Origin of the sequence: Agrobacterium tumefaciens (assembly GCF_005221325.1) — a bacterium.
In the GTDB taxonomy this organism is placed as follows: Bacteria; Pseudomonadota; Alphaproteobacteria; order Rhizobiales; family Rhizobiaceae; genus Agrobacterium.
The window spans coordinates 2233995-2257175 of sequence record NZ_CP039889.1 but is presented as its reverse complement, the minus strand read 5'-3'; the positions used below and the strand labels follow the sequence as shown (position 1 = coordinate 2257175).

General features: G+C 56.4%; 16 protein-coding genes. 12 read left to right on the top strand and 4 right to left on the bottom strand.

Annotation, left to right across the window (positions count from 1 at the left end; all coding sequences use genetic code 11):
- Window positions 1-176: 176 nt before the first annotated feature.
- The 3 genes from CFBP5499_RS25265 to CFBP5499_RS25255 form a co-directional block, all read right to left on the bottom strand.
- Complete coding sequence (locus CFBP5499_RS25265) at window positions 177-1814, bottom strand: hypothetical protein (RefSeq protein ID WP_080827602.1); 1638 nt, start codon at window positions 1812-1814, stop codon at window positions 177-179.
- A 244-nt stretch (window positions 1815-2058) separates the two neighbouring features.
- Entirely contained in the window at window positions 2059-3882 is a 1824-nt protein-coding gene (locus tag CFBP5499_RS25260; protein ID WP_080827603.1) for a RiPP maturation radical SAM C-methyltransferase, read from the bottom strand.
- Between the two features lie 46 nt (window positions 3883-3928).
- Complete coding sequence (locus CFBP5499_RS25255) at window positions 3929-4138, bottom strand: hypothetical protein (protein WP_130932521.1); 210 nt, start codon at window positions 4136-4138, stop codon at window positions 3929-3931.
- A 592-nt stretch (window positions 4139-4730) separates the two neighbouring features.
- On the opposite strand from CFBP5499_RS25255, the gene CFBP5499_RS25250 reads away from it, so the two are divergent.
- The 12 genes from CFBP5499_RS25250 (at window position 4731) to CFBP5499_RS25195 (ending at window position 18843) form a co-directional block, all read left to right on the top strand.
- Window positions 4731-6314: an ABC transporter substrate-binding protein gene (locus CFBP5499_RS25250; protein WP_080827604.1), complete on the top strand. Its 1584-nt coding sequence runs from the start codon at window positions 4731-4733 to the stop codon at window positions 6312-6314.
- 76 nt (window positions 6315-6390) lie between these two features.
- On the top strand, window positions 6391-7371 hold the full coding sequence (locus tag CFBP5499_RS25245; RefSeq protein WP_080827605.1) for an ABC transporter permease: 981 nt from the start codon (window positions 6391-6393) through the stop codon (window positions 7369-7371).
- Entirely contained in the window at window positions 7371-8288 is a 918-nt protein-coding gene (locus CFBP5499_RS25240; RefSeq protein ID WP_080827606.1) for an ABC transporter permease, read from the top strand. Before CFBP5499_RS25245 ends, CFBP5499_RS25240 begins: the two co-directional genes overlap by 1 nt.
- Window positions 8288-10126: an ABC transporter ATP-binding protein gene (locus CFBP5499_RS25235; protein ID WP_080827607.1), complete on the top strand. Its 1839-nt coding sequence runs from the start codon at window positions 8288-8290 to the stop codon at window positions 10124-10126. Before CFBP5499_RS25240 ends, CFBP5499_RS25235 begins: the two co-directional genes overlap by 1 nt.
- Before the next feature lie 58 nt (window positions 10127-10184).
- Window positions 10185-10946 carry a DeoR/GlpR family DNA-binding transcription regulator gene (locus CFBP5499_RS25230; protein WP_080827608.1) on the top strand — a complete coding sequence of 254 codons (762 nt, stop codon included), beginning with the start codon at window positions 10185-10187 and terminating at the stop codon, window positions 10944-10946.
- Window positions 10939-12228 carry a Zn-dependent hydrolase gene (locus CFBP5499_RS25225; RefSeq protein ID WP_080827609.1) on the top strand — a complete coding sequence of 430 codons (1290 nt, stop codon included), beginning with the start codon at window positions 10939-10941 and terminating at the stop codon, window positions 12226-12228. Before CFBP5499_RS25230 ends, CFBP5499_RS25225 begins: the two co-directional genes overlap by 8 nt.
- Window positions 12225-13190: a phosphotransferase gene (locus CFBP5499_RS25220; RefSeq protein WP_175416891.1), complete on the top strand. Its 966-nt coding sequence runs from the start codon at window positions 12225-12227 to the stop codon at window positions 13188-13190. Before CFBP5499_RS25225 ends, CFBP5499_RS25220 begins: the two co-directional genes overlap by 4 nt.
- Before the next feature lie 47 nt (window positions 13191-13237).
- Window positions 13238-14173 carry a choline/ethanolamine kinase family protein gene (locus tag CFBP5499_RS25215; protein WP_080827610.1) on the top strand — a complete coding sequence of 312 codons (936 nt, stop codon included), beginning with the start codon at window positions 13238-13240 and terminating at the stop codon, window positions 14171-14173.
- The gene (gene hisN, locus CFBP5499_RS25210; RefSeq protein ID WP_080827611.1) at window positions 14173-14961 is read left to right on the top strand and encodes a histidinol-phosphatase; all 789 of its coding nucleotides are present in this window, start codon (window positions 14173-14175) and stop codon (window positions 14959-14961) included. The genes CFBP5499_RS25215 and hisN overlap by 1 nt, the downstream gene beginning before the upstream one ends.
- 8 nt (window positions 14962-14969) lie before the next feature.
- Window positions 14970-16361, top strand: coding sequence for an ethanolamine ammonia-lyase subunit EutB (locus tag CFBP5499_RS25205; RefSeq protein WP_080827612.1), 1392 nt, complete (start codon window positions 14970-14972; stop codon window positions 16359-16361).
- A 1-nt stretch (window position 16362) separates the two neighbouring features.
- On the top strand, window positions 16363-17196 hold the full coding sequence (eutC, locus tag CFBP5499_RS25200; RefSeq protein ID WP_080827613.1) for an ethanolamine ammonia-lyase subunit EutC: 834 nt from the start codon (window positions 16363-16365) through the stop codon (window positions 17194-17196).
- 63 nt (window positions 17197-17259) lie between these two features.
- Window positions 17260-18843 carry a Na+/H+ antiporter gene (locus CFBP5499_RS25195; RefSeq protein WP_080827614.1) on the top strand — a complete coding sequence of 528 codons (1584 nt, stop codon included), beginning with the start codon at window positions 17260-17262 and terminating at the stop codon, window positions 18841-18843.
- A gap of 661 nt (window positions 18844-19504) precedes the next feature.
- Here the strand turns inward: CFBP5499_RS25195 and CFBP5499_RS25185 are convergent.
- Complete coding sequence (locus CFBP5499_RS25185; RefSeq protein ID WP_080827615.1) at window positions 19505-23155, bottom strand: Ig-like domain-containing protein; 3651 nt, start codon at window positions 23153-23155, stop codon at window positions 19505-19507.
- Between the last annotated feature and the right edge of the window lie 26 nt (window positions 23156-23181).

Here is a 23181-nt window from a genome sequence, read left to right as displayed (position 1 = left end):
CTTCGGTCGACCCATTTCCAGCTGTTCGCGCAGATGGAAGGCGTCATGTTTCACACTCAGGAATTCGCCCGCATCTGTTCCGGCGAATTCGGTGCGGAGATCATGGAGCAGGGCAATCAGCTCTGGTCGAAAGGTGAGTGCGTCGGATCAGGCGACGACTTCCTTTCAGGCTCTATCTACATGAGCTGTGGCTTCAGGGTGCATTTGGATATCCTTCCCCTTAAATGGTCAACCCTGGTGAAGGCTATTCGGGGGTTGAATACATCCACTCCCGACACTTTGAATTTCGTCGCGCACTCCTGCGCTCTTATGCGGCCTCCTTCAGCAGATCGAACGCTAACTCGGTATGTGAGGATATGATCGCCTTCAGTCAGCTCTATGGTGATAGGGTCGAGCCCTTCATGAAGGTACATCTGCCCCTCGTAAGTACCATCGATGTAGAACTCGATGTTGTTAGTGTAGCTTTTGCCCATCGGGAACATCGTGTCGTCGATCCATAGGCCGTTCGAGGCAATGGTAACCTCATGATATTTTGGCGGGGGTTTCTCGTTTTTTTTCTCAGCCTGCTTTTCGTCCAGCTGGACGACTGGCTTTGGATCGGGATTGGGCTTTTTCCTGAAATCGGTCATCTGTTTGCGAAAATAGGAACCCTGCCCCACGTAGGTCAGGACAACACCAGGCGCTTTGCTGGTGCGATCAACCAGGGCTTGTTTGTCCCAGCTTATGGCCCATTGGCCGTCAACAGAAACGACGACGGTCGGAGACGCGTTGGCGATTTTCTTATATTGCTCGATTCTCTCCTTGGTTTTATCGACATACTGCATGACGTCAGCACAGGTCTCGTTGACCTGATCCATGCAAAACGCGTCCGCTTTCGCTTTAGCGGGGTTGACGAAGTTCTTCGTCACGTAGGCTTGGCCAGATTGAACGATAACTGAGCCACCACCTTGGGCGATCGCGTTCATAATTTCGTCTTGGTTTCCCCCTGCCGCGCCGACCGCCAGTCCTCGCACTGACGCAACCGTGGCAGCCTTTTTCACCACATCTCCAATTGTCGCCGTCGGCATTTTTCCCGCCGTAGCGTTCCCGGTAGAGACAAGGTATGCGTATGTGCCAGCAAGAAGCGCTCTCTCGATGTCTCCCTTGGATTGGTTGTAGGTCAGCCAAGCGGTGAATGCCGCGGCCGCCGCTGGCCCTCCATATGCGGCCACCGCTTTTTCCGCGACTTGTCGAGCTGCCTCACTCTCTTCCATCAGCTTGGCGGCATTGTCGTTTTCTAACCGCATTCTGTCAGTCCCGAGATGCCATACTGCGTCGACGACTTTGCCTTCGCGGAGACGAGCTTGTGCGTCATCCAAATTCTCGATTGTTCCGCTTATCGTGCGTTCCGCATAGCGTCCCGTTGCTTGGGCAGCATCCACTGTGTCGTTCGCGGCTTTCAGAGCCGTGTGGGCAGCATCCCGGACAGCTTTGGACGGGTTCGTCAGCGCGTTGGTGATTGCAGTCTGGGTTTCCTTATCGAGCTTGGCCCCTATTGCTGCGATGTTTTGGGCTGCCGAATTCAAATATGGAATACCTGATTTGCTCACGGCCTCAATCATTATCGGAGCCGCCGGAAATGCTACCTTGATGAGCTCCATCGGTTTGATTTGGCTTCCAACTTTTCGAGCCTCGTCAACGGTCTGTTGCCATTTTTCACCTACGTCGCCACCTACATTAGGCTGGCACCAACCAAAATCGTTATTAGTGCAGTCAGCGAGTGCCGTCGCCGATGAGATCGATAGCAAAACCAGAGCAAACAAAGTCGGACGCATACACCCCTCCCCTAACGGTATAGTTGCAACGAAGATTAGTTACTTGATGCGGTAATGCAAGTATGCGCCGGCGATAGAAAGCGGCCGCTTTGGTGATGCGTGACATACCCTGCTCTAGCCATAGGCGCGCATGGGAACTATCACCTAACGCCCGCAAATTGCCGCCCTGTATCGGCTTCCTGGTGGCCCGCGTGGAGAAGGGCACGGAACCCGTCGGGAAGGATGCCATGATCCAGGTGAGTGATTAGGCTTGCATCAAGAACGGCAGCTCGTGCGCCATTCCGCTAGAATGAACTCGCTCTATAAGGTTGACGAGTCGCCCCTCAACTCTCATGGCAAGCCCACGACTGATGAGCCACTCCTCGGTGCTTTCGTTGCAGTCGCTCCTAGCCAGGCGCGGGACAGCTCCGAATTCGTCAACTACCAGATCAGCTGCGTTGATTGTATTGCGTGTATCCACAACGATCGCCCCTCCATTATCCAATATGAAGGCCTCAATGGTCGGTGGTCGCCTTTTCCAAGCGGCTCTCCATGCGGCTATCTCCAAGTCCAATAAGCCGCATATATCCTCGTTGAACTCAGTCTCAAAATCCGCCGTGAAGTGATATGCCAGTCGATTCAAGTCGACGTCAGCGAAAATCTGCTCATATAAGGGCGCGGGTTTGATATTCCGGATTCCGAAGTCGGATGATCTATCGAAATGTGGACTAAACCTGTCAATCGACACCTTCGACACCGATTGTTGAGGGGGCTGAAAGTGCCTGATGTAGGGCAACAGTTGTAGGGTGTCTTGATACCAGTTTTCTTTGTCATTTGGAAAGCGAGCGAGCAAGTTCCAGACGCACTTTATTCCGGACTGCTTTGCCCAAAACAATGTCCGTAAATTGACAAAAGCCGACGTTCCCTTCTTCATGTGTTTCAGCAGAGGCGTTGACAGAGCTTCGATGCCGGGCTGGAACGCGCTAGCCCCCGCGTCTCGCATCAATCTTATCTCTTCAACAGAAAGGTTGGCTTTGACCTCGTAAAATATATCTGCTTTGGAAACACCTTCCAAAGCAGCGATAGGCTTGAGAAACTCCTCAAAGAAGTTCTTAGGAATGATGTTATCCACCATGAAGAAGCCTTTAGGGGCATATTTCTCTCTGTAGTGCCTATACTCATCTACTGCTGAGACCCCCTCCTTGGCGCGATACTTCATTCCGCTTCCGTTGAGACCACAGAAGGTGCAGTGGGACTTCTCACCAAACCAACAGCCCCGCGAGGTCTCGAGGGGTAGCCAAATGGTATCCATATGCGGGTGGTTGTATTCGCGGCACTGTTCAAAAAATGCATCGTAGTCGATGTAGGCTTCATAGGGCGGGTAGATACCCTTGGACCTCGTTATTCCTCGGGACCAAGCCGACTTGTCTCGACAATATTGTGAAAGCTGATCGTCAAGCTCTCCAGAAAAAATATGGTCCACGGAGATCATAAATGAGCGCAACCCGAGAGCCATCTCGCCATCGGCATTTGCGCCTCCTACGATTATATGTGGCGGGGACGGCGTACGCGATTTCACCGCATTCGCCAATAGCTCAACGGCAGTAATCGTTTGAAATGTGGACGTGAAAGCAATTATGTCCGGACGCCAAACTTCCACTTCTTTAAGGAACTTGGCTTCAAGCAAATCAAGAGCAGTCAATATATCTTCAACCGAGAAAGCGTCTTGATCAACTCCAGCGTCCCTGAACACATCTTTAATATTTTCAATGAGTAATGCAACCGACGCGTTCGTTGCACTGGGGACCTTAGGATGACTGCGTTTATGCAGCGCTAAAGAAATTAGCCTCTCACATACCAACCATTGATGGCTTGCCGCTAAAGTATGATAAACCTTGAAACCAATTAAGTCAGCCGCAATTAGATTGGCGTAAAGTATCTTTGTGTTTATCTCAGAGCGGGTAAGTACGTCGTGCACCAAGTGTGCAGCTAGTGACGGCATGAAAACGTCGCAGAAAGGCGGAACAACGAGAAGGCAGCGGGTGGCCTGATGTTTTAAAGGTGAGCTATCACTCAGGTCGTTGCCCATTGTCACCTCGCCAAACCGAGCAGGAAAAACAATTTGAGAGAAAAACCTAAATCTTTACCGCGACATACACGGCTTGTGGATTTATCCCGGAATTAACCTGAGCGGTCAACAAGTCTTTGATTTGCGATGACGCGGCGCTGTCGATATTTACGCCATAGTTGTTCAATACAGCTTGGGGATCGTGGATTAGACGATCTGCCAAATCTGGATTTTGCGCCAGATCGGACTCAAGGGCTGGTAAACGACCTTCACCCATGCCAAACACTCCCTTGCTAACTTTGCATGATAGGTTCTAAACTTGGATTGAGCGTTCTTATATTAAGCACGTTCTAGTGGCATTGCAAACGGAAACTGCATTACTGGCGTGCGGACACGACAACTGGAAGTCTCTACCAAACTGTGCGTCACGCAACTTGAAGCGAGATTACAAAACATACGCGGGGGACATGAATGATTAGTCAGGATATCTTCGCCAAAGCCGAAAAGGAAAAATGCGACAAGGTGGGAAAATTGTGCAGTATGATGCAGCTACAGAAGACTGGAACGCTACAGCTCGTCCACGAATATGGTCGCCGTCGCAAAGGAATAACACGCAACTTCTGGGAACCAATACACTACGCCTGCTGGCGGCGTCGATAGCGAAGGGCAAACCCAGCTGCAGGCGCCGCTGATCGCACTTGCCGATTAATTCTTTCTCAATCGACCAATAAATGGTCAAATCCCACACAGATTATTGATCGGAAATGCGCTTTCCCTGTGAAGACTGACTTGGCACGCCCTTTGCTTGTGACTGATTTGACCGTTTTGACTGATTTGACGGTTTGCTCAAAATAGAAAAGGGGAACTCGATGGGTTCAGAATTCAGTCGCCGCCGCTTCCTTCAAGGCTCTGTGGGCGCCGCCGCTGTCGCCGGCTATATGCAGATCAATCCTGACTTTTTCATTTCGTCGGCTTTTGCACAGGCCGGCAAGGCAATGACCTTCCTGTCGGCCGAAAACATCACCGGCAACTGGGATCCGACCGCTCACACCACGTTGTCGCAGAAGAACATCGAAGGTTTCGTGATGGGTTTCCTGACCCGCACGCCGATGAAGCTCGACGATCCAGGTGCGGTCGTCTACGAGCTGGCAACCGACATCAAGCTGCTTGATCCCCACCGCCTGCAGATCAAACTGCGCGAAGGCATCGTCTTCCATGACGGCAAGCCGTTCAAGGCTGAAGATGTCAAGGCAACCTTTGAATACGGCTCGGGCGCAGATCGTCCGGCACAATGGTATCCCGGCCCGACCGAAACCCTGACTATCGAGACGCCGGACGATTACACGGTCATCGTCGACACATCGAAAGGCGGCTATCCGGCCCACCTCTTCATATTCCTCGCATCCTTCTTGCCAATCATGTCGGCCAAGGATATCGCCGGTGGGGCCGGTGGACCACTCTCCCAGCGGCTAAACGGCACCGGCCCGTTCAAGTTTGTCGAACAGCGCGGCAACGACACCGTGATGGAGGCCTATGACGGCTATTTCAAAGGCAAACCCGTTATTCCCGGTATCAATTTCACCTTCACCGGCGACTCTACCACCCGAATGCTGTCGTTGATGAATGGTCAGGCTTCGATTGTCGAGCGGCTGGAGCCGGAACAGGTGGACTCGATCAAGGACAATCCAGCGATATTCATCAACAAGGTCGTTTCGGTTGAAAACAAGTATCTGTGGTTCCGCTGCTCGAAACCTCCTTTTGACGATCCGCGTATCCGTCTAGCAGCCTGCCATTCAATCGATCGGGACATGATTATGGAATTGATGGGTTCGGCCGGCCACGCTTCATCCAACTTCGTATCTCCGGTCAAGTTCGGTTACGTCGACCTGCCTGACTACCCGAAATTCGACCCGGAAAAAGCACAGGCCATGCTGGCCGAAGCCGGTTTCCCGAACGGCAAAGGTCTACCGCCGCTGGAATATATCACCTCCGTCGGCTTCTACCCGAAGACCAAGGAGTACGGCGAAATGATCACCGCCATGTTGCAGGAGCAGGGCTTCAACGTCAGCCTGACCGTGCTTGAGCCCGCGGCCTGGAATGAGCAGCTTTATCACCGCCCCGGTGGCGGCCCAGGTCATATGGTCGATTGCGGCTGGTCGACGGCATCTCCGGAACCGGACCTCGTGCTGCGCACCCATTTCCACTCCACCTCTCACCGCATCTGCGGCATCGAGGATAAGGATATCGATGCCAGCCTCGACAAGGAGCGTTCGGCACCGACACTGGAGGAACGCAAGAAAATCCTCCAGGAAGAAACCATGCCGCTCATCGCCTCAAAAATGCCGGCGCTTTCTTTGTTTACCTCGGTGATGATCCACGCCATGCAGAAGGACTTTGAAGGCATGTACATCTATCCGGACGGATCGATAGACGCCGCCAAACCGGCTGCCTGATGGCGTATATCTGCACGCCACCTGACCTTGGGGCGGCGTGCAGACTTCCACGTGAATTTCCGAGCGGAGTGGCTGAATGTTTGCCATCAACTTCTTGATGCGGCGCCTTTTCCAAGGCGTCATCATCATATTCCTCGTCTCCCTGCTGATCTTTACCCTATTGCGGGTGGTGCCGGGAGATCCGGTACGCCTGATGGCGGGTGGCATGGCACCCGAGGCACTAATTGAGAAGATCGCAACTGATATGGGCCTGCGCGATCCTATCCCGGTGCAGTTCGGCAGGTATATGAACGGCGTCGTTCGCGGCGATCTTGGTCAGTCCTTCGTGCGCCCGGCGAACGGCGCTTCAACAGGCGGGGCGACGTTCAACGACACGACGCGTGGTGAGCGTGCGAAGGTCTTCGACCTGGTTTTCGATGCCCTGCCGATGACGCTCCAGCTTGCGGCTGTCACGCTGGTGATCGCTCTGATCTTTTCGGCAATTGTCGGCATTGCCGGCGGACTGTCGATCGGCAGATGGCCCGACAAACTGGCATTCTACATTTCCTCGGTCTTCATCTCACTGCCGAATTTCTGGCTCAGCATCGTTCTGGCACTGCTGTTCTCAGTCAAGCTCGGCTGGCTGCCTGCGATCGGCTATCAGGGCTTTGCCTACACGATCCTGCCCGCCATCGTACTGGCGGTGGAATTGTCGCCGGTTCTGATCCGCACGCTGGTCAGTTCCGTGTCGGGGCAGATGATGGAGCCTTATGTTTCGGTTGGCCGCGTGCGCGGCTTGAGCAAGGCGCGGATCATTTCCAACCACGCGCTACGCAATGCCTCGGTGCCATTGCTCAATCTGCTCGGCGTGCAGTTCTCCGGCCTCCTCGGCGGCGTCATTATCGTCGAATACATCTTCGATTATCCGGGACTTGGTCTTCTAACCATCAACGCTGTGCTGCAGCGCGACTTTCCCCTGATCCAGGGCATTGCCATCGTGACCAGTGCGATTTTCGTGCTGATCAACATCATCGTTGATCTTGTCGCAACCACCATCGATCCGAGGCTAGAATACTGATGTCCATCACATCTGCACTCGACACCCCGCTCGTATCGAAGGCCGCAAGCCGCTCTATTGCACGGCGCATCTTTGACCGCGCCGCCTCGACGCCCGGTTTTCGCATCGGCCTTGCAATCTTCCTTCTGCTTGCGATTGCAGCCGCTCTTTACCCTGAAATCAGCGGCATCGATCCCACCAAGATGGATGTGAAGGCGCGTCTCCTGCCACCGCTTTTCATCGGAGACAACTGGAGCTGGGCCCATCCGCTCGGCACTGACCAGATCGGCCGCGACATGCTGGTTCGCTCGCTTGTCGGCCTGCGCTATTCTTTCCTGATCGGCATCGCTTCTGTTGCCGTGACGCTCATCATTGGTTGCGCTCTCGGAACCATCGCCGGATATTTCGGTGGCCGCATAGACATGCTGATCATGCGCCTCACCGACGCGCAACTTTCAATACCGATGATCATTCTGGCAATCGCCGTCCTGGGCGTCTCACGCCCGACGATTCCCGCTATCGTTCTTGTTCTTGGCCTCTCGAGCTGGCCGGTCTATGCGCGCATCATGCGCAGTATCGTCATGACGGAGAGACAACGGGAATACGTGCGCGCCGCAAAACTGGGTGGCTCGACCGATATCCGCATTATCGTGGGCTTGCTCCTGCCACTGCTCCTCCCGCCGGTAATCTTCACCTCCGTGCTTGATGTGGCCCGAATGATGATTTTTGAATCGACCCTCGGCTTCTTGGGCCTGGGCGTCCAGCCACCGACTCCGACCTTCGGCAACATCATTGCGGATGGCCGAAAGTATCTGCTCAATGCCTGGTGGATCGCCACCATGCCCGGCGTGTTCCTCGGCCTGACATTGACCAGCATCAATCTTATCGGTGCCTCGCTGGAGCGCGCCCGAAACACCATTCACGGAGGATCAGAGTGATGAGCCAGCCTCTTCTCCAACTCAGGAATGTCACGGTTGCTGCCCGACGCGGGGCCCAGGCGAAGATCATTCTCGATGATATTTCTTTCAACATCGCACCGCGCGAAATCGTTGGCGTCGTCGGCGCCAGCGGTGCTGGCAAGACGGTTCTGTCAAAAGCCGTCGTCAACTGGCTGGAAGCGCCACTCGCCCTGCAATCCGGCAGCGTGCTCTTCGAAGGCAAGGATATTTACGCCATTACTGAGAGCGAGATGCGCGTCCTGCGCCGGCGTGTCGCCTATGTTGGCGCCAACCCAATGGGCGCCTTGGATCCAACCTTGCCAGTCGGTTACCAGATCGTGGAGAAACTGCGTGCCGTCGCGCCAGGCACCTCCCGGCAGGAAGCGGAAAAAAGAACAATCGAGTTACTTGAGGCGGTCCGTATTCCATCTGCCCGCAGCCGTTTCAGCGATTACCCCTCGCAGTTTTCCGGTGGTATGATGCAGCGCGCCCTGATCGTCGATGCTCTGGTTACCAATCCCGCGCTTCTCATCGCCGACAACGTGACTCAACCGCTCGACGTCACCGTTGCCGCTCAGGTCATCCGTCTGATGAAGGAACTGACTTCGAGCTTCGACACGGCCGTCTTGTTCGTCTCCTCTTCCCTGCCGGTTGCCCGCGAAGCCTGCGACCGTATGCTCGTGATGGAGGAAGGCCGCATCATCGAAGAACAGGAGACCGAACGACTGATCGCGGCGCCCGCCCACGCCTACACGAAGGACCTCGTCCAGCAGACACCGAAGATCTGGATCGAGAAAAGCGAAATCCCACGCCTGAACGACAAGCGCGAAACTGTCCTGAGTTTGCGCGACGCATCGCAAATCTACAAGGTTAGAAAGAAAACCGGCTTTGGCGGCTTCAATCACGTGTGCGCCGTCAGAAACGTCACCTTTGATGTCCGTCGCGGCGACAGCTTTGCGATCGTCGGTGAATCCGGTTGTGGCAAATCCACCCTGATGAGGCTTCTCAGCCGGTTGGAATTGCCAAGTTCCGGTCAGGTCCTGTGTGGTGACAAGGATATCGCAACCCTTAGCGGCAAGGACCTTCTTTCGTTCCGCAAGAAGCTTCAGATGGTTCTGCAGGATCCCTTCGGCTCGCTTCCGCCACGCACTTCTGTCGGCAAGATGCTGGAAGGCCCGCTTCGCACCCACGGGTGGAAAGACGGCGCCAAAATTCGAGAACGTGTACTCAAGGTGATGGGCGAGGTCGGCCTGTCCACCGATCTCTATGAAGAGCTGCCGATTGGGCTGAGTGCCGGCCACCGGCAGCGGATCAATGTCGCCCGAGCGCTCGTTCTGGAGCCGGAAATCCTCATCATGGACGAAACATTGTCTGCACTGGACCAGACGGAACAATTCAAGCTTCTCGATCTTTTCCAGAAGCTGCAGAAAGAATACGACCTCACCTACATCTTCATCTCCCACGACCTCGCTATGGTCCGCAAGGTTTGTAACCGTGTCGCTGTGATGTACCTCGGTGAGGTCTTCGAACTGGCTGACAATGAGCGGTTGTTCTTTGATCCTGGCCATCCCTATACCATGGCGCTTTTAAGCGCGATGCCGACGCTTGAGGAACGCCGTTACCAGCCGGAAGATTGCCTTCTCGAGGGCGAGCCGCCAAGCCCGATCGACATTCCCACTGGCTGCAGCTTCAAGTCGCGCTGTCCGCATGCAATGGAGAAATGTGGCAATCTTCAGCCTGTTCTGACTGTAAGAGGCAGCCAGGACTTCGCCGCCTGTCATCTGGTACCGTCACTCGCCGGCGGTGATACGCAAATACCTCAAATGGCTTCGGCCTGAACGTGGTCGCGCGCCCGGCAATGTGGTTCCGACCGTCGCTAGCATCCAGGGAATATTCATGAGTTTCACGGAACATCGCCTCAAGCTTATCCTCGACACGCTGAAACAGTCCCAGCGCGTCAACGTGAAGGAACTCTCCGATCATCTGCATGTCAGTCAGGAATCAATCCGGCGTGACCTGAAGGAACTGGAGGCGCGCGGCTACGCCCGCCGGGTTTATGGTGGAGCAGTTCTCGACCAGCAGGAAAGCGATCAACCCTTTACCGAGCGCCTGCGCGTCGCATCTCGGGAAAAAGCAAGGATCGGCGAGGCAACAGCGGCCCTGGTCGAAGACGGGATGAAGGTGTTCATCGATACCGGTACGACGACCCTTGCCTGCCTGAAACATCTCGAAAGCCGCAAGGATATCACCGTCGTCAGCAATTCTTTGGCTGTCGCTGCCCATTTTTTCCACCTGCCGCAGGCGAGCGTCCGCGTTCTCGGTGGACGTATGCGGCCCGAATACCAGGCGACTTACGGACACGAAACCGTTGCCGCTCTGAAAGAGCATTTCTTTGATCTGGCCATCATCGCCATTAGTGCGATCCACTCCGACCGGGGCTTCATGGACTTCGGTGAAGACGAGGCCGTCTTGCGCCGCGTTGCCAAGGCGCAGGCAAAACGCTCGGTGGTCGTTGCCGACAGCTCGAAATTCGGCCGCCTCGGCTCCATTCACACCTTTGGTCTCAATGACATCGATGCGGTCGTGACCAGTGGCGTGGTGGCCCGGGAATTCTCGGAACAATTCAATCAATCAAACGTGGAAATCATACATGCCTGACGCTCCTTCCTCACCTGCCCCAATCAATCCCAATCGTCTTCAGGCGCTGATGGAGGCTGTGTCCACCTTTGGCGGTGGTCCCGACGGATCGATGACACGCCTTACACTGTCCAGAGAAGACGGCATGGCGCGCGATTGGCTGGGTCGCTGGTTTGCCGATAACGGCTTCACGCAGTCCATCGATGCCATTGGCAACCAGTTTGGCAAGATGACGCTGGCTGGCGCCAATGCTCCGGTGATCATGGTCGGTTCGCACATTGACAGTCAGCCGAACGGCGGGCGCTTCGACGGCGCGCTTGGCGTTATTGCCGGCTGCGAAGCGGTTCTCGCCGTGACCGAGCGCCTCAAGGCTGAGGGCCGGCTTTCCGCCTGCAACTTTCAGATCGTCAACTGGACAAACGAGGAGGGTGCACGTTTCCAGCCCAGCCTTTTGGGCAGCAGTGTTTTTGCCGGCGCAGCGGAACTCGAATGGGCGCTCGACAGGGCAGACGGGGACGGCATCACCGTGCGCCAGTCGCTGGAAGAGATCGGTTATGCGGGAAGAGACAAGGTCGAGATTCCCGACGCCCTGATCGAGCTGCATATCGAGGGAGACACGACACTCAGCAACGCCGGCGAGCGGTTCGGTATCTTTACGCGCTTCTGGGGCGCCACGAAATATCGCCTCGCCTTCCTCGGCCGTCAGGCCCACACGGGCGCTACTCCGATGGCAGACCGCAAGGATGCGTTGCTTGCTGCTGCCTATCTGATCGCCGACCTTAAACAACTTTCGACCGAGCATGGCCTCGACCTGCATACCTCGGTTGGGCGACTGGAAGTCTTTCCCAATTCGCCGAATGTGGTGCCAGCGGAGGCAGTGCTGTTCATTGAACTGCGTTCAGCGTCGCCAGAAGTGCTGGCGGATGCAGAGCGCAAGATGAAAATCAAGATCGACGAGGCCGCGTTAAAGGCCGGAGTAACCTCCGAAGTGCGCTCGATTGACCGCCGCAAGGCTGGAAAATTCGCGCCTGGACTAATTGCCCTGGCTGAAAGTGCAGCAGCAAATCTCGGGTTGAGCGCTCGCCACCTCGATACGATCGGCGGCCATGACTCCGTTGCGATGTCAGCGGTTTGCCCGGCGGTGGTACTTGCGGTGCACAGCCGTGATGGCGTTATCCATCATCCAACCGAATACACCTCTCCGGAAGACCAAGCCGTTGGCACGCAGATTCTTGCCGACATGCTCTACCGGATCGCTTGTGAAGGCCTGCAGGCGGCAGAACTCGTCGAGGCTGCAGAATGAAGAAAGTGGGATCGCCGCAAAACCCGGTGGAAGAACGCGCAGAAAACGCGCTTCTTGCGTTTTCTGCCGTGGTCGGAACCAGACCGGCCTACACTCCGTCAACGGCTGCTGTCGCATCACCGTCTTACCACGCCGTCGAGTCCAGCGGCTTTGCAGTCGCAAGCCCCGAAGGGGAAGCGGAATATTTCCTGCGGCTTGGTGCTGATGAAGTCGCCGATCTGGTCGATGGCGAAGTGGCGTTTGCTGCCGCAACCCGTTTTCACGAGCTCGGCTTCTCTCCTGAACCTATCGTGTACGATAGTAAGACCCGTGCAGCGCTGTTTTGCCGACTTGGAGACGGCTGGCGGACGGCCAAGATCGACGATCTCATGCAACTGGCAAGGGCTGCCCGACTGTTAGAGATGCAGAAAACAATCGCAGCCGGTGTGCCCTTCGGGCACACATGGTCGGTCTTTGAAGGGATCGACGAGCTATGGTCGATCGTCTCGGCTGGCGATGCCGATCTGCCCGGTGATGCAGAGTGGATGCTGTCCTGGATGAGGCCGATCCGCGAGGCCGTTACGGCAGCAGGGGTGGATGTGAAACCGGCCCACGGGGATCCGCAAGCTTCGAATGTCATGCTTGGCCCCAACGGGTCTTTGCAACTCGTTGATTTCGACATGGCCGCTGATATCGACCCCTATTATCAGCTTGGTGTGCAGATGAACGAGCTTTACCAGTTCGAAAGCCAGATGAAGCCGCTGCTCGAGATGCATGATGGCGCGTTCACCGAAAAGGCGTTCAGTCGCTGCCGTGTCTATGCTGCGGCGGACGATCTCTACTGGGCCCTGCGCAGCCTCGTGTTGGAGCTTCGGTCACCACCGAAGGGTGTTGAATTCCTGAAACATGCTGGCTGGCGTTTTCTGCGCTGCCGAATGCTGCTTGGCCATCCGGACTTCGAGGCTAGACTACGGGCGCTCTAAGCAGAGACTTATAACAACGGGCTAAAAACGATAACGGGAACAAGCCTATGAACGAACTGGGAACGGCACGATCCGATGCCGAACGGGCGCTGGAGGCCGCAATCATCCAGGTTAAACCATGGGAAGGCAGGCGGTTGCGCTACCGTCCGGTCTCCGGAGGCATCAGCAACACCAATTTTCGCATCGAGGTCGAAGGTGACGACCTGGGGTATTTTCTGAAAATCCCTGGCCGGGGCACGGAGATGTTCATCAACCGCAAGGCTGCGGCTGCGGCGAGCAAGCAGGCTGAAGCGATCGGCGTCGGGCCGAAGACATTCGATTATCTCGATCACCTCGATATCGAAATCGCTGAATTTATCGACGGCCGCCGCGCCTCGACCCATAAGGATTTCGCAGACCCCGCGATCAGAAACGAGGCGGTGCGTGTGTACAGGCAGTTTCACGAAGCCCCTACGCTGCCACTGACAAAAACCGTCTTCGACATGATTGAAGAGCATTTTGATCAAGTGAGAGCACTTGGCGGCCATTGGCCACTCGACCACGACTGGCTGTTCCGGTCCTACAAGCATGCGCGCGCGGCACTTGAGGCTTCCGGGCTTGATCTCGTTCCGTGCTTTAACGATCCGATGCCAGGAAACTTCCTGATCGGCGACGACAAGTCGATCAAACTCATCGACTTCGAATACGCCTCGAACAATGAACGTCTCTACGATCTGGCGATCTGGAGCGGTGAAATGTTCTATTCGGAGGACATCGACTGCGAAATCATCGAGGAATATTTCGGCCTCTACAACAAGGCATCTCACGCCCGTTTCATTGTGCACAAGGCGCTGGCAGACATCAAGTGGAGCACATGGGCGATGGTGCAGAACCGGATTTCGACACTTGATTTTGACTTTTACAAATACGGGATATGGAAACACATGCGCGCCCGCTCGATCATCCATGACCCTCGCTGGCCCCTTTTCCTGAAAGCGCTCTGATGACCACCCAAGATATCCACCTGCGAGAAGTCGCACCTTACATCGCCTTTGCCGAAGCGCTCGCCAACGCCGCACGCCCGCTGGCGCTTTCTTATTTCAGGACGCCACTGGACGTCATCTCAAAACTCGACGACAGCCCGGTCACGATCGCCGACCGCGCAATCGAGAAACATCTGCGCGAGATGATCGAGGCGCGTTTTCCAGACCATGGAATTTATGGCGAAGAGTTTGGCGTCAAGCAAGGCGACGCCTTTACATGGGTGCTCGACCCAATCGACGGTACAAAGAGCTTTATCACCGGCTTTCCGCTGTTTGGCACGCTCATCTCGCTAGCCTATCAGGGAAAACCATACTGTGGCGTAATCGATATTCCCGCAACCGGCGAGCGGTGGCTGGGACGGCCGGGAGGAACAGTATTTGCCGGAAAACCGGCACGAACCAGCAGCAACGAAAACCTTTCTGACGCCCGGTTCTATACGACCTCACCCGACATGTTCGTAGGCGCCGACATTGCGTGCTTCGAACGCCTGTCCAGGACAACGAAGCTGCGACGCTTTGGAGGCGACTGCTACATTTACGGCCTCCTCGCATCGGGCCATTGCGACATTGCGCTCGAAACGGGTCTGCAGCCCTATGACTACATGGCTCTCGTGCCGATCGTGACCGGTGCAGGCGGTTCTATCACCGACTGGCAGGGCAACGCGCTGTCATTTCATTCGGATGGACGGGTTTTGGCATCGGCCAACGCAAAGCTCCACCATAAAACCCTGGCACTCATCAACCGGTAATCCATTCGATGCCCTACACTATGACGATCGAAAAAACTGTTTTTCGTTTTGATAACCTGAAGGTTCTCATGGCGAAGGCAACGCCGGAGCGTTCCGGCGATCAACTGGCACGAATCGCCGCAGAAGGTCCTGTCGAGAGGCTTGCCGCACAGATGGCGCTGGCCGAACTGCCGCTCAAGGCATTTCTTGGCGAAGAACTGATCTCATCCGATAAAGACGAGGTGTCACGGCTGATCGCTGACCGGCATGATGCGGCGGCGTTTGGGCCGGTCTCTTCGCTCACCGTTGGCGAATTCCGCGAGTGGCTGCTGAGGCCCGAGACGACGCAGGACCAGCTTGAGGCGGTGACATGGGGCCTCACCCCGGAAATGGTCGCTGCGGTGTCTAAAATCATGCGGCTGCAGGACATGATTACTGTTTCGGCCAAGCGACGTGTAGTGACGCGTTTCCGAAACACGATAGGTCTGACGGGCCGGCTTTCCACTCGAAATCAGCCCAACCACCCGACGGATGACAGCCGCGGCATCATCGCCTCTGCAATCGACGGACTCCTTATGGGGTCCGGAGATGCCGTGATTGGTGTCAACCCGGCAACCGACGCGACCGATGACTACATTCGTATCGTCTCTCTGCTCGACGAATTGCGGGAAAAGCTTGCTATCCCAACCCAGACCTGTTGCCTTGGACATATCACGACTGCGATGCAGGCAATGGAAAGAGGCGCGCCCCTCGACCTCGTCTTCCAGTCGGTGGCCGGTTCGGAAAAGGCAAATCGCGGTTTTGGCATCGATCTGGCGTTGCTCAAGGAAGCGCATGAGGCGGCGCGATCGCTCAAACGCAGCCCACCCGGTGCCAATGTCATGTATTTTGAGACAGGTCAGGGAGCTGCTCTTTCGGCGGATGCACATTTTGGCATCGACCAGCAGACGATGGAGGCACGCGCCTATGCGGTCGCCCGCGAGTTCGACCCGCTGCTCGTCAACACGGTCGTTGGCTTCATCGGACCGGAATATCTGTTCAACGGCAAGCAGATTATCAGAGCTGGCATTGAAGACCATTTCTGCGGAAAGCTCCTTGGCCTGCCGATGGGTGTTGACGTTTGTTACACAAATCACGCGGACGCCGATCAAGAGGATATGGACACGCTGCTTACTCTGCTTTGCGCCGCGAATGTCAACTTCGTCATCACCGTTCCTGGCGCCGACGACATCATGCTCAACTATCAGTCGCTATCGCATCACGATGCCGTCTATTGCCGGGAGACGCTGAAGCGACCACCCGCACCGGAATTCGAGAAATGGCTGTTTGATATCGGGCTGACCGATCGCCACGGTGCGATGTTTGGCGAGCCTGTTGCGCTGTCCAATTATGTCCGAAACAGCGAACTGATTGGAGGCTAAGATGGTGAAAATGTTCAAACCGGCAGCCAGCGATAAAACTGTAAACCTCAAGGACATGACCGATGCGCGTGTTTCGCTTGGCCGCCATGGGGCAGGCCTTCCGACACGCGCACAGCTCGCCTTTCTTCTCGACCACGCGCGGGCGCGTGAAGCAGTCTGGACAAGCGTCGACCGGCGCTCGCTAGCGGATAGGCTCGATCGCCTTGGCCTTTCGGTTGTCAATGTTGACAGCATGGCACGTGACCGCAGCATCTATGTGCGGCGGCCTGACCTTGGACGGCAGCTTTCAGCAGAATCTACGGCCCGTCTCAAACAGAAAAGGACAATCGAAGGCTACGATGTCGCAATCATCGTCGCGGACGGCCTTTCGTCTAGCGCGGTTGACCTCAATGCAGTGCCTTTGATCGAGGCGCTTGTTCCGAGGCTGGCATCTCTTAACCTGGCGTCCTCGCCAATTGTCCTTGCTAATCAGGCGCGCGTCGCAATTGGTGATCCTATCGGTGAGGCATTAGGCGCAGAATTGACGATCGTGCTTGTGGGCGAACGTCCCGGGCTTTCATCTGCCGACAGTCTCGGTGCCTACATCACTTTTGGCCCGGCGTCGGGAAACCCGGATTCCAACCGCAACTGTGTCTCCAACATCAGGGATGGCGGCTTACCAACCCGCGAAGCTGCCGACATTATTACCGCCCTTACAAGGGATATGATGAGCACCCGAGTCAGCGGTGTAGGCCTCAAGGCTGCCATCACAGCGCTTCTTGAAAACCAGAACGGTGCGGTGCCGCCTAAAGAGCTGGTGATAATTGCCGGAACTCCTTCAAGCCAGCAAAAATGAGTACCGTTGCTTTTTCACGAAACTCGTCATTTGATATGAGTCCGACGCGGATTGGGGGGGCATATGGACGGCACGCATCTGTTCGAACTCGTGATCGCGATGTTTCTCGCCATTATCGTGCTGCATTACATCGCCCATCGCATGAGCCTGCCGCCATCCGTAGCGCTTCTGATGGGCGGAGGAACGTTGGCATTCGTCCCCGGTTTGCCCACGATCTCCGTCAATCCGGAACTGGTTCTGGTGATTTTCTTACCGCCACTGCTGCTCGATGGAGCGTGGTCGATCGCCGTGGACCGTTTGAAACGGCATGTCTTCGGCATTGCGTCCCTCGCAATCGGCGCGGTGTTGTTCACGACAGTCGTCATTACCGTTGTTGTTCACCTCCTCATGCCGTCCCTGCCGTGGGCTGCCTGCGCTGCCCTTGGGGCTATCGTCTCACCTCCTGACGCAGTTTCGGCTCGTGCCGTGCTGGAAAGGGTCAAGATACCCAGACGCCTCCAGATCCTTCTGGAAGGAGAAAGCCTCCTGAATGATGCCAGCGGGCTCGTACTCTTTCGTTTTGCCGTGGCAGCTGCGGCCGGCAGTACATTCAGCACCACCGAAGCACTCGCTGCATTCGTCTTTCTGGCTGCAGGTGGCGCGGCAATCGGTGCGGTTGTCGGTTTCGCGTGGGTAAAGCTGGTCCGGCATCTAGGCGACGAATATCTGATGATTGCTGCGACGGCCATTCTATCGTGGGCCGCCTATCTTTTGGCGGAACAGATGCATGCGTCCGGTGTGATCGCTACGGTGACCGCCGGATTGATTGCATCATGGCATCAGCATACTGTGCTGTCTGCCGCGACGCGTATGCGCGGGACGTCATTCTGGAACGTTCTTGTTTTCCTCATGGAGGCAATGGTTTTCATCCTGATAGGACTGTCGCTACGGGACGTCGTTGAACGTGGCGGTGGCTTTGGCTCACTGGTTGGCTCGATGGCCCTCCCCGCGGTGACGATCCTCGTTACGCTCGTCATCGCGCGGTTCGTGTGGATATGCGCATCGGATTTCGTCATCAGGTTATTTCATGGCTTGCAACTCGCTCGCTCGAAACCCCTCGGACCAGGAGGGGTGACAGCGCTCGGTTGGGCAGGCATGCGCGGCGTCGTCACGCTGGCGCTTGCTCTCAGCCTGCCGGAAGATTTCCCGGGACGCGACTTCATTCTGGTCATGGCCTTCGCGGTGATTGTGGGAACGGTCCTCATACAAGGAACGACGCTCGGACGGATTATAGCTTGGGTTGGGCTTGGCAATATCGAACCAGAGAGCGCACCGATGACGATGAGTGAGGCCGAAGCCTCAATGGCGCAGGTCCAGTTTGCAACTGTTCAGGGGCTTGCTTATGATGGAAACGGAGAACTGATCCATCCGCAACTCCTGAAGAGATACGAACATCGACTGGCGGCAAGTGTCAAATATGCCGAAAGCACCGAGAAATATTCGCCACTTCTTCATGCCCATTTCGATGTCGTTCTTCAGGCTGTCGCCGCCGGCAGAACGGAACTCATTCGCTTGCGCCGAGAAGGAAAGATCGATGACGAAACGCTAAGAGAGCTTGAGCATGATCTCGATCTTGAAGAGCTCAGCGCAATTTCTGCGAAGGCGTGACTCAGGGGCGACTCCTGCGTCCCTCTCCAGCGAAGCTTATTACTTTTACGACTTCCCCGAATTATCGTCTATCGCTCTTACGGGTGACCCAGAAGGTGTCGACCGCGTTTACATCGACCCTAATATTCCACTTGAAAAATCTTTTCAACATACTGATAAATATTAAAACAATATTGTAATTATAACCGAAACATCGATATCGCCCCTGTTCGATTCTGATGCAGCAGCATGACAGCATGTTCTCAAGATGTGGCTTTGATCTTCCGTTGACCCCGTTGGTCGACCCAGCAACCTCATGCCATGATCCTAACCGAACACGCCGAACTTGTCCGCGATCGAACAGGCTGGATCACCTCCATGGCTATCAGAAGCGACGTATACTCGAACGGGCAGTCACAACTATCCGCGACATGCGCGAAACAATAGCCATTCCCTCCGGTCCCGGCCGTGACTGTCTACTCGACATCCACACCATCGCTATCTCCTTCTTCGTGCGGAGAAAAGACCAGACGCAATCGTCGACTACAACTTGAAATTTAGCAAATGTGGCCAGCCCTAATACCGTTGTCGTTGTCCCCATGGGTCGGCAATCGAATACGACGTTCCAAGCTTGGGCCATGTCGGCACAGCAAATAGGAATAATAAGACCATCGGCGACAGCTTAAACAAACAAGCCGTCTGTGACCGCGAAACCGCTCTTTTGCAAATCGCTCAGTGTGGTGTCGAGGAACTGGATCGAACCGCCATCCGGCGTCGCAACCAACAGTTCATTTGCCGAAACCACCGTTACGGCCGCCAGCAAAGCGGCCTTGGACACAAAAAGATCGCTGGTGAATACCAGGGTGTCATCGGCCCGCAGCTGATGCACGATATCGGCACCGTGACCGCTGCCGAACCAGAAGGCATCGGCACCCGCACCACCCTTCATTTGGTCATTGCCGGTTCCGCCATAAAGTACATCGTTGCCTTCATTGCCCTCCATCGTGTCGTTGCCGGAGCCGCCAACGAGTACGTCATCGCCGAGCCTGCCCTTGATGACATCATTGCCGCCCCTGCCTTCGATGATATCGTTGCCCGCCAGGCCGGATATCGTTTCGCCCGCGTCTGTCCCGACGATGGTCGGGGTTCCATATCCCGTTCCGCCGCCAGCCGGCGCGCCCTTGACCGTTAGGGACAGCGTCGCCGTCGCGGTTGCCCCCTGGCTGTCCCGGATCGTGTAGCGAAAGGTATCTGTGAGACTGGAGGTTTCCGACAGGCTTGCAACTGAAGGATTGGTCTCGTTTACATCGTAACTCCAGCTCCCATCCGCTTTCAGAAGAAGCGTTCCGAAGCTGCCGGAAATTGTGCTGCCCGCGCCCGTGATGTTGACGGCTGCGCCGGTGCCGCTGGCAGACAGGACCGTCAATGCGTCTCCGGTATCGACGTCGCTATCGTTGCCGAGAACAGTTCCTGTCGCATTGGTCGCGGCTGCCGTCGCTGTCGCCGTATCGTCGGCGGCAACCGGCGCGTGGTTCGCTCCCTTGATGGTGAAAACCAGACTGGCCGTCGATTGCAGACCCGTCTCATCGCGAATGGTGTAGCTGAAGGTCTCGGTCAGCGTCGAACCGCCAGAAAGGCCGGAAACCGCCGGGTTGGAAACATTGGGAACGTAACTGTACGTTCCGTCGGAATCGATGACCAACAGGCCGTATGTACCCGCCAATTGTGTGTCGTTTTCGGTGACGGCTACGCTTAACGAGCCATGCATCACGCGGGTCACCGCCATGAAATCACCGGCATCGGGATCTGTGTCGTTGGCGACGACGTTGCCGGTCACGCTGGCATTGACAGACACGGTGCCGGTGTCGCTGACCGCCACCGGCGCATCGTTGCTGCCTGCAATCGTGATCGAGAGGCTCGCCTTTGCGGTTCCGCCGCGACCATCCGAAACGGTGTATTCAAAACTCTCGACCAGATTATCGAAATATAGCGCGTTGACGATCGGATTGGTTGCGGATGGCGTAAAGCTATAGTCACCATTGGGTGCAATCGTCAGCGCGCCATAACTGGTCTGAATGCTTTGCGACGCGCCAAGCGAATAGGCCACGCCCTTGATCACGATCGAGGCGACCGAGAGGATATCGTCGTCGCTATCCTGATCGTTGGCAAGCAGGTTGCCAGAAACCGTGTTGCCCGGACCATCTTCCGAAACGGATCGGGCCTCGCCTGTCGCGGACGGCGCGGTATTGGCAGGCCCGGACGGAACCGATGGCGTGACGATGAACTGCGCCGGCTTTACACTCGACGCCGTAATCCCGCTGAGCGTCGCAACCGTTGCGAAGGCGCCGGGACCGGAGGCGCCGTCCACGTCCACCTCGACGAGGGTATCCGCGCCCGATTGTGAAAGACGGATATAGCCCGCCGCAAGTGCGCTCGCGCCCGTCGTTCCGGTCGGCATTGCCAGAATGCCGGAAAGATCGAGGAAGTCGTCGGACCGAAAATCGGAAACGATATCTCCTATCTCGCTCATGCTGCTGATAACGAAGGTATCCGCACCCGCACCACCTTTCAGCGTATCGACACCTGCACCACCGACAAGCCGGTCGTTGCCCTCGTTACCCTCCAGATAATCGTTTCCGTCGCCACCGATGAGGATATCGTCTCCGGTAAGCCCCTTGATCGTATCGTTGCCGCCCAGGCCGGCAATCACGTCTGCGCCTGCCGTGCCGCGCAGCGTATCGGCTGCCGCCGTTCCGCTGATCGTCGGTTGGGGCTCGCCACCTGTGGAGGAGGCGCGAATGGAAACCGTCAGCGATGCCGAGGACTGGAGACCCGCGCCGTCGCGGACGGTATAGTTGAAGACTTCCGACAACGATGCGGAGCCCGAAAGTGCTGCGACGGCAGCATTGCTCTGGTTCGGTTGATAGATCCAGCTTCCGTCGCTTTTCAGGATCAGCGATCCGTAACTGCCGACAATAGTGGTTCCGCCGGTCGTCACGCTCTGCATCGCTCCGCCGGCGGCGCTGCCGGAAAGCACGGAAAGAACGTCGCCGGTATCGGGATCGAGATCGTTGGTCAGAAGATTGCCATTGCCCGAAACGGTTTTGACGATCGAGGCGGTGTCGGCAACCGCCGTCGGCGCATCGTTCAGACCGGTGATCGTCACCGTGACGACGGCGCTGGCTGTTCCACCGCGCCCGTCGGAAATTCGATAGGTGAGATTGTCTTCCGCGGTCTGCCCGGCCGCGATGGCGTTGGTGGCGGCGAGGGTCGGGTCCACCTTGTAATAATAGCTGCCATTCGGACTGATATAAAAAGTGCCGTATTTGCCGGCGACGGCGGTTTCCGCTGCCTGAATGGCGGAAGCCTTGGAGCCATGGGTTGCCTGCGTCACCCGCAGGACGTCACCATCCACATCACTGTCATTGGCAAGCAGATTGAACGTGCTGCTGACCGTCGTCCGGTTCTCGGTCACGGTAATGTGGCTGTCGGCAACGGCAACAGGCGCCGTATCGCCGGGCTCCATCACCTCATCCGGGTCCGGCGAAGGACGCGGCCCTGAAATGGTGCCGGTCAACCCTTCCGTATAAGCGATGTAATTGGCAAGCCGGCCTCCAACCACTTCGTAGGATTCGTTATCCGTATGGACCTGATCCTTCAGCGGCAGATCTTCGGTGATCGAACCGATATAGATGTCGTCGCGACTGGCCGCGATTTCGCGCTGCGCCTCGCGAACGATATCCTGCCCTCCGTTCCAGCGGGCATCAGAACCCGTATAGGCCGTATCGGCGACCTCCTGTATGAAAACCGGTGCGGCAGGATCGGTCTGGGCGCGGATGTAATCCAGCACCTCGACCGTCGCTTCCTTATAGGTCTCGACGTCGCTCGTGCCGTCCATGATGCGCTTGGCATCCGCCTCGCCCTGCGCCCAGACGATTTTCAGCTCGACCGTATAGCCTTGCGCCTCAAGGGCGGCAATCGAGGCATTGATGCCCTGTATCGCAGCCTGTGCCAGTGCTCCGGGCGTGTTCGTGTCGGGATACCACCAGAGAAGATCCGCGCCCGGCGCATCGGAAGCATTGCCATCGACGCCGCTTGCCCCCTTGGCAAAATCCTGGACCACCACATTGTTGGCGGTCGTAAATTTCGACGACGTTCCCGTGCCCTGGATCGTTGTTTTCAGCGTGGACGCCGAAACACCGCCGGAGATGCCGAGATAGGACGAAAGCTCGGCCGCAAGAACCGAAGCGCCGGAATCGTTGTCCCCATAGAGGTTGAACATATTGTCCGCGTTGGATTGCCCCATAAACGCAATAAACTGGATAGCTGCCATGGACCCCTCCGGGCAAACGCCTTTTT

Bases quoted from the DNA above. Each gene is read 5' to 3' on its own strand.
- CFBP5499_RS25265 (WP_080827602.1), bottom strand. From the start codon at position 1,814: ATGCGTCCGACTTTGTTTGCTCTGGTTTTGCTATCGATCTCATCGGCG.
- CFBP5499_RS25260 (WP_080827603.1), bottom strand. From the start codon at position 3,882: ATGGGCAACGACCTGAGTGATAGCTCACCTTTAAAACATCAGGCCACC.
- CFBP5499_RS25255 (WP_130932521.1), bottom strand. From the start codon at position 4,138: ATGGGTGAAGGTCGTTTACCAGCCCTTGAGTCCGATCTGGCGCAAAAT.
- CFBP5499_RS25250 (WP_080827604.1), top strand. From the start codon at position 4,731: ATGGGTTCAGAATTCAGTCGCCGCCGCTTCCTTCAAGGCTCTGTGGGC.
- CFBP5499_RS25245 (WP_080827605.1), top strand. From the start codon at position 6,391: ATGTTTGCCATCAACTTCTTGATGCGGCGCCTTTTCCAAGGCGTCATC.
- CFBP5499_RS25240 (WP_080827606.1), top strand. From the start codon at position 7,371: ATGTCCATCACATCTGCACTCGACACCCCGCTCGTATCGAAGGCCGCA.
- CFBP5499_RS25235 (WP_080827607.1), top strand. From the start codon at position 8,288: ATGAGCCAGCCTCTTCTCCAACTCAGGAATGTCACGGTTGCTGCCCGA.
- CFBP5499_RS25230 (WP_080827608.1), top strand. From the start codon at position 10,185: ATGAGTTTCACGGAACATCGCCTCAAGCTTATCCTCGACACGCTGAAA.
- CFBP5499_RS25225 (WP_080827609.1), top strand. From the start codon at position 10,939: ATGCCTGACGCTCCTTCCTCACCTGCCCCAATCAATCCCAATCGTCTT.
- CFBP5499_RS25220 (WP_175416891.1), top strand. From the start codon at position 12,225: ATGAAGAAAGTGGGATCGCCGCAAAACCCGGTGGAAGAACGCGCAGAA.
- CFBP5499_RS25215 (WP_080827610.1), top strand. From the start codon at position 13,238: ATGAACGAACTGGGAACGGCACGATCCGATGCCGAACGGGCGCTGGAG.
- hisN (WP_080827611.1), top strand. From the start codon at position 14,173: ATGACCACCCAAGATATCCACCTGCGAGAAGTCGCACCTTACATCGCC.
- CFBP5499_RS25205 (WP_080827612.1), top strand. From the start codon at position 14,970: ATGCCCTACACTATGACGATCGAAAAAACTGTTTTTCGTTTTGATAAC.
- eutC (WP_080827613.1), top strand. From the start codon at position 16,363: ATGGTGAAAATGTTCAAACCGGCAGCCAGCGATAAAACTGTAAACCTC.
- CFBP5499_RS25195 (WP_080827614.1), top strand. From the start codon at position 17,260: ATGGACGGCACGCATCTGTTCGAACTCGTGATCGCGATGTTTCTCGCC.
- CFBP5499_RS25185 (WP_080827615.1), bottom strand. From the start codon at position 23,155: ATGGCAGCTATCCAGTTTATTGCGTTTATGGGGCAATCCAACGCGGAC.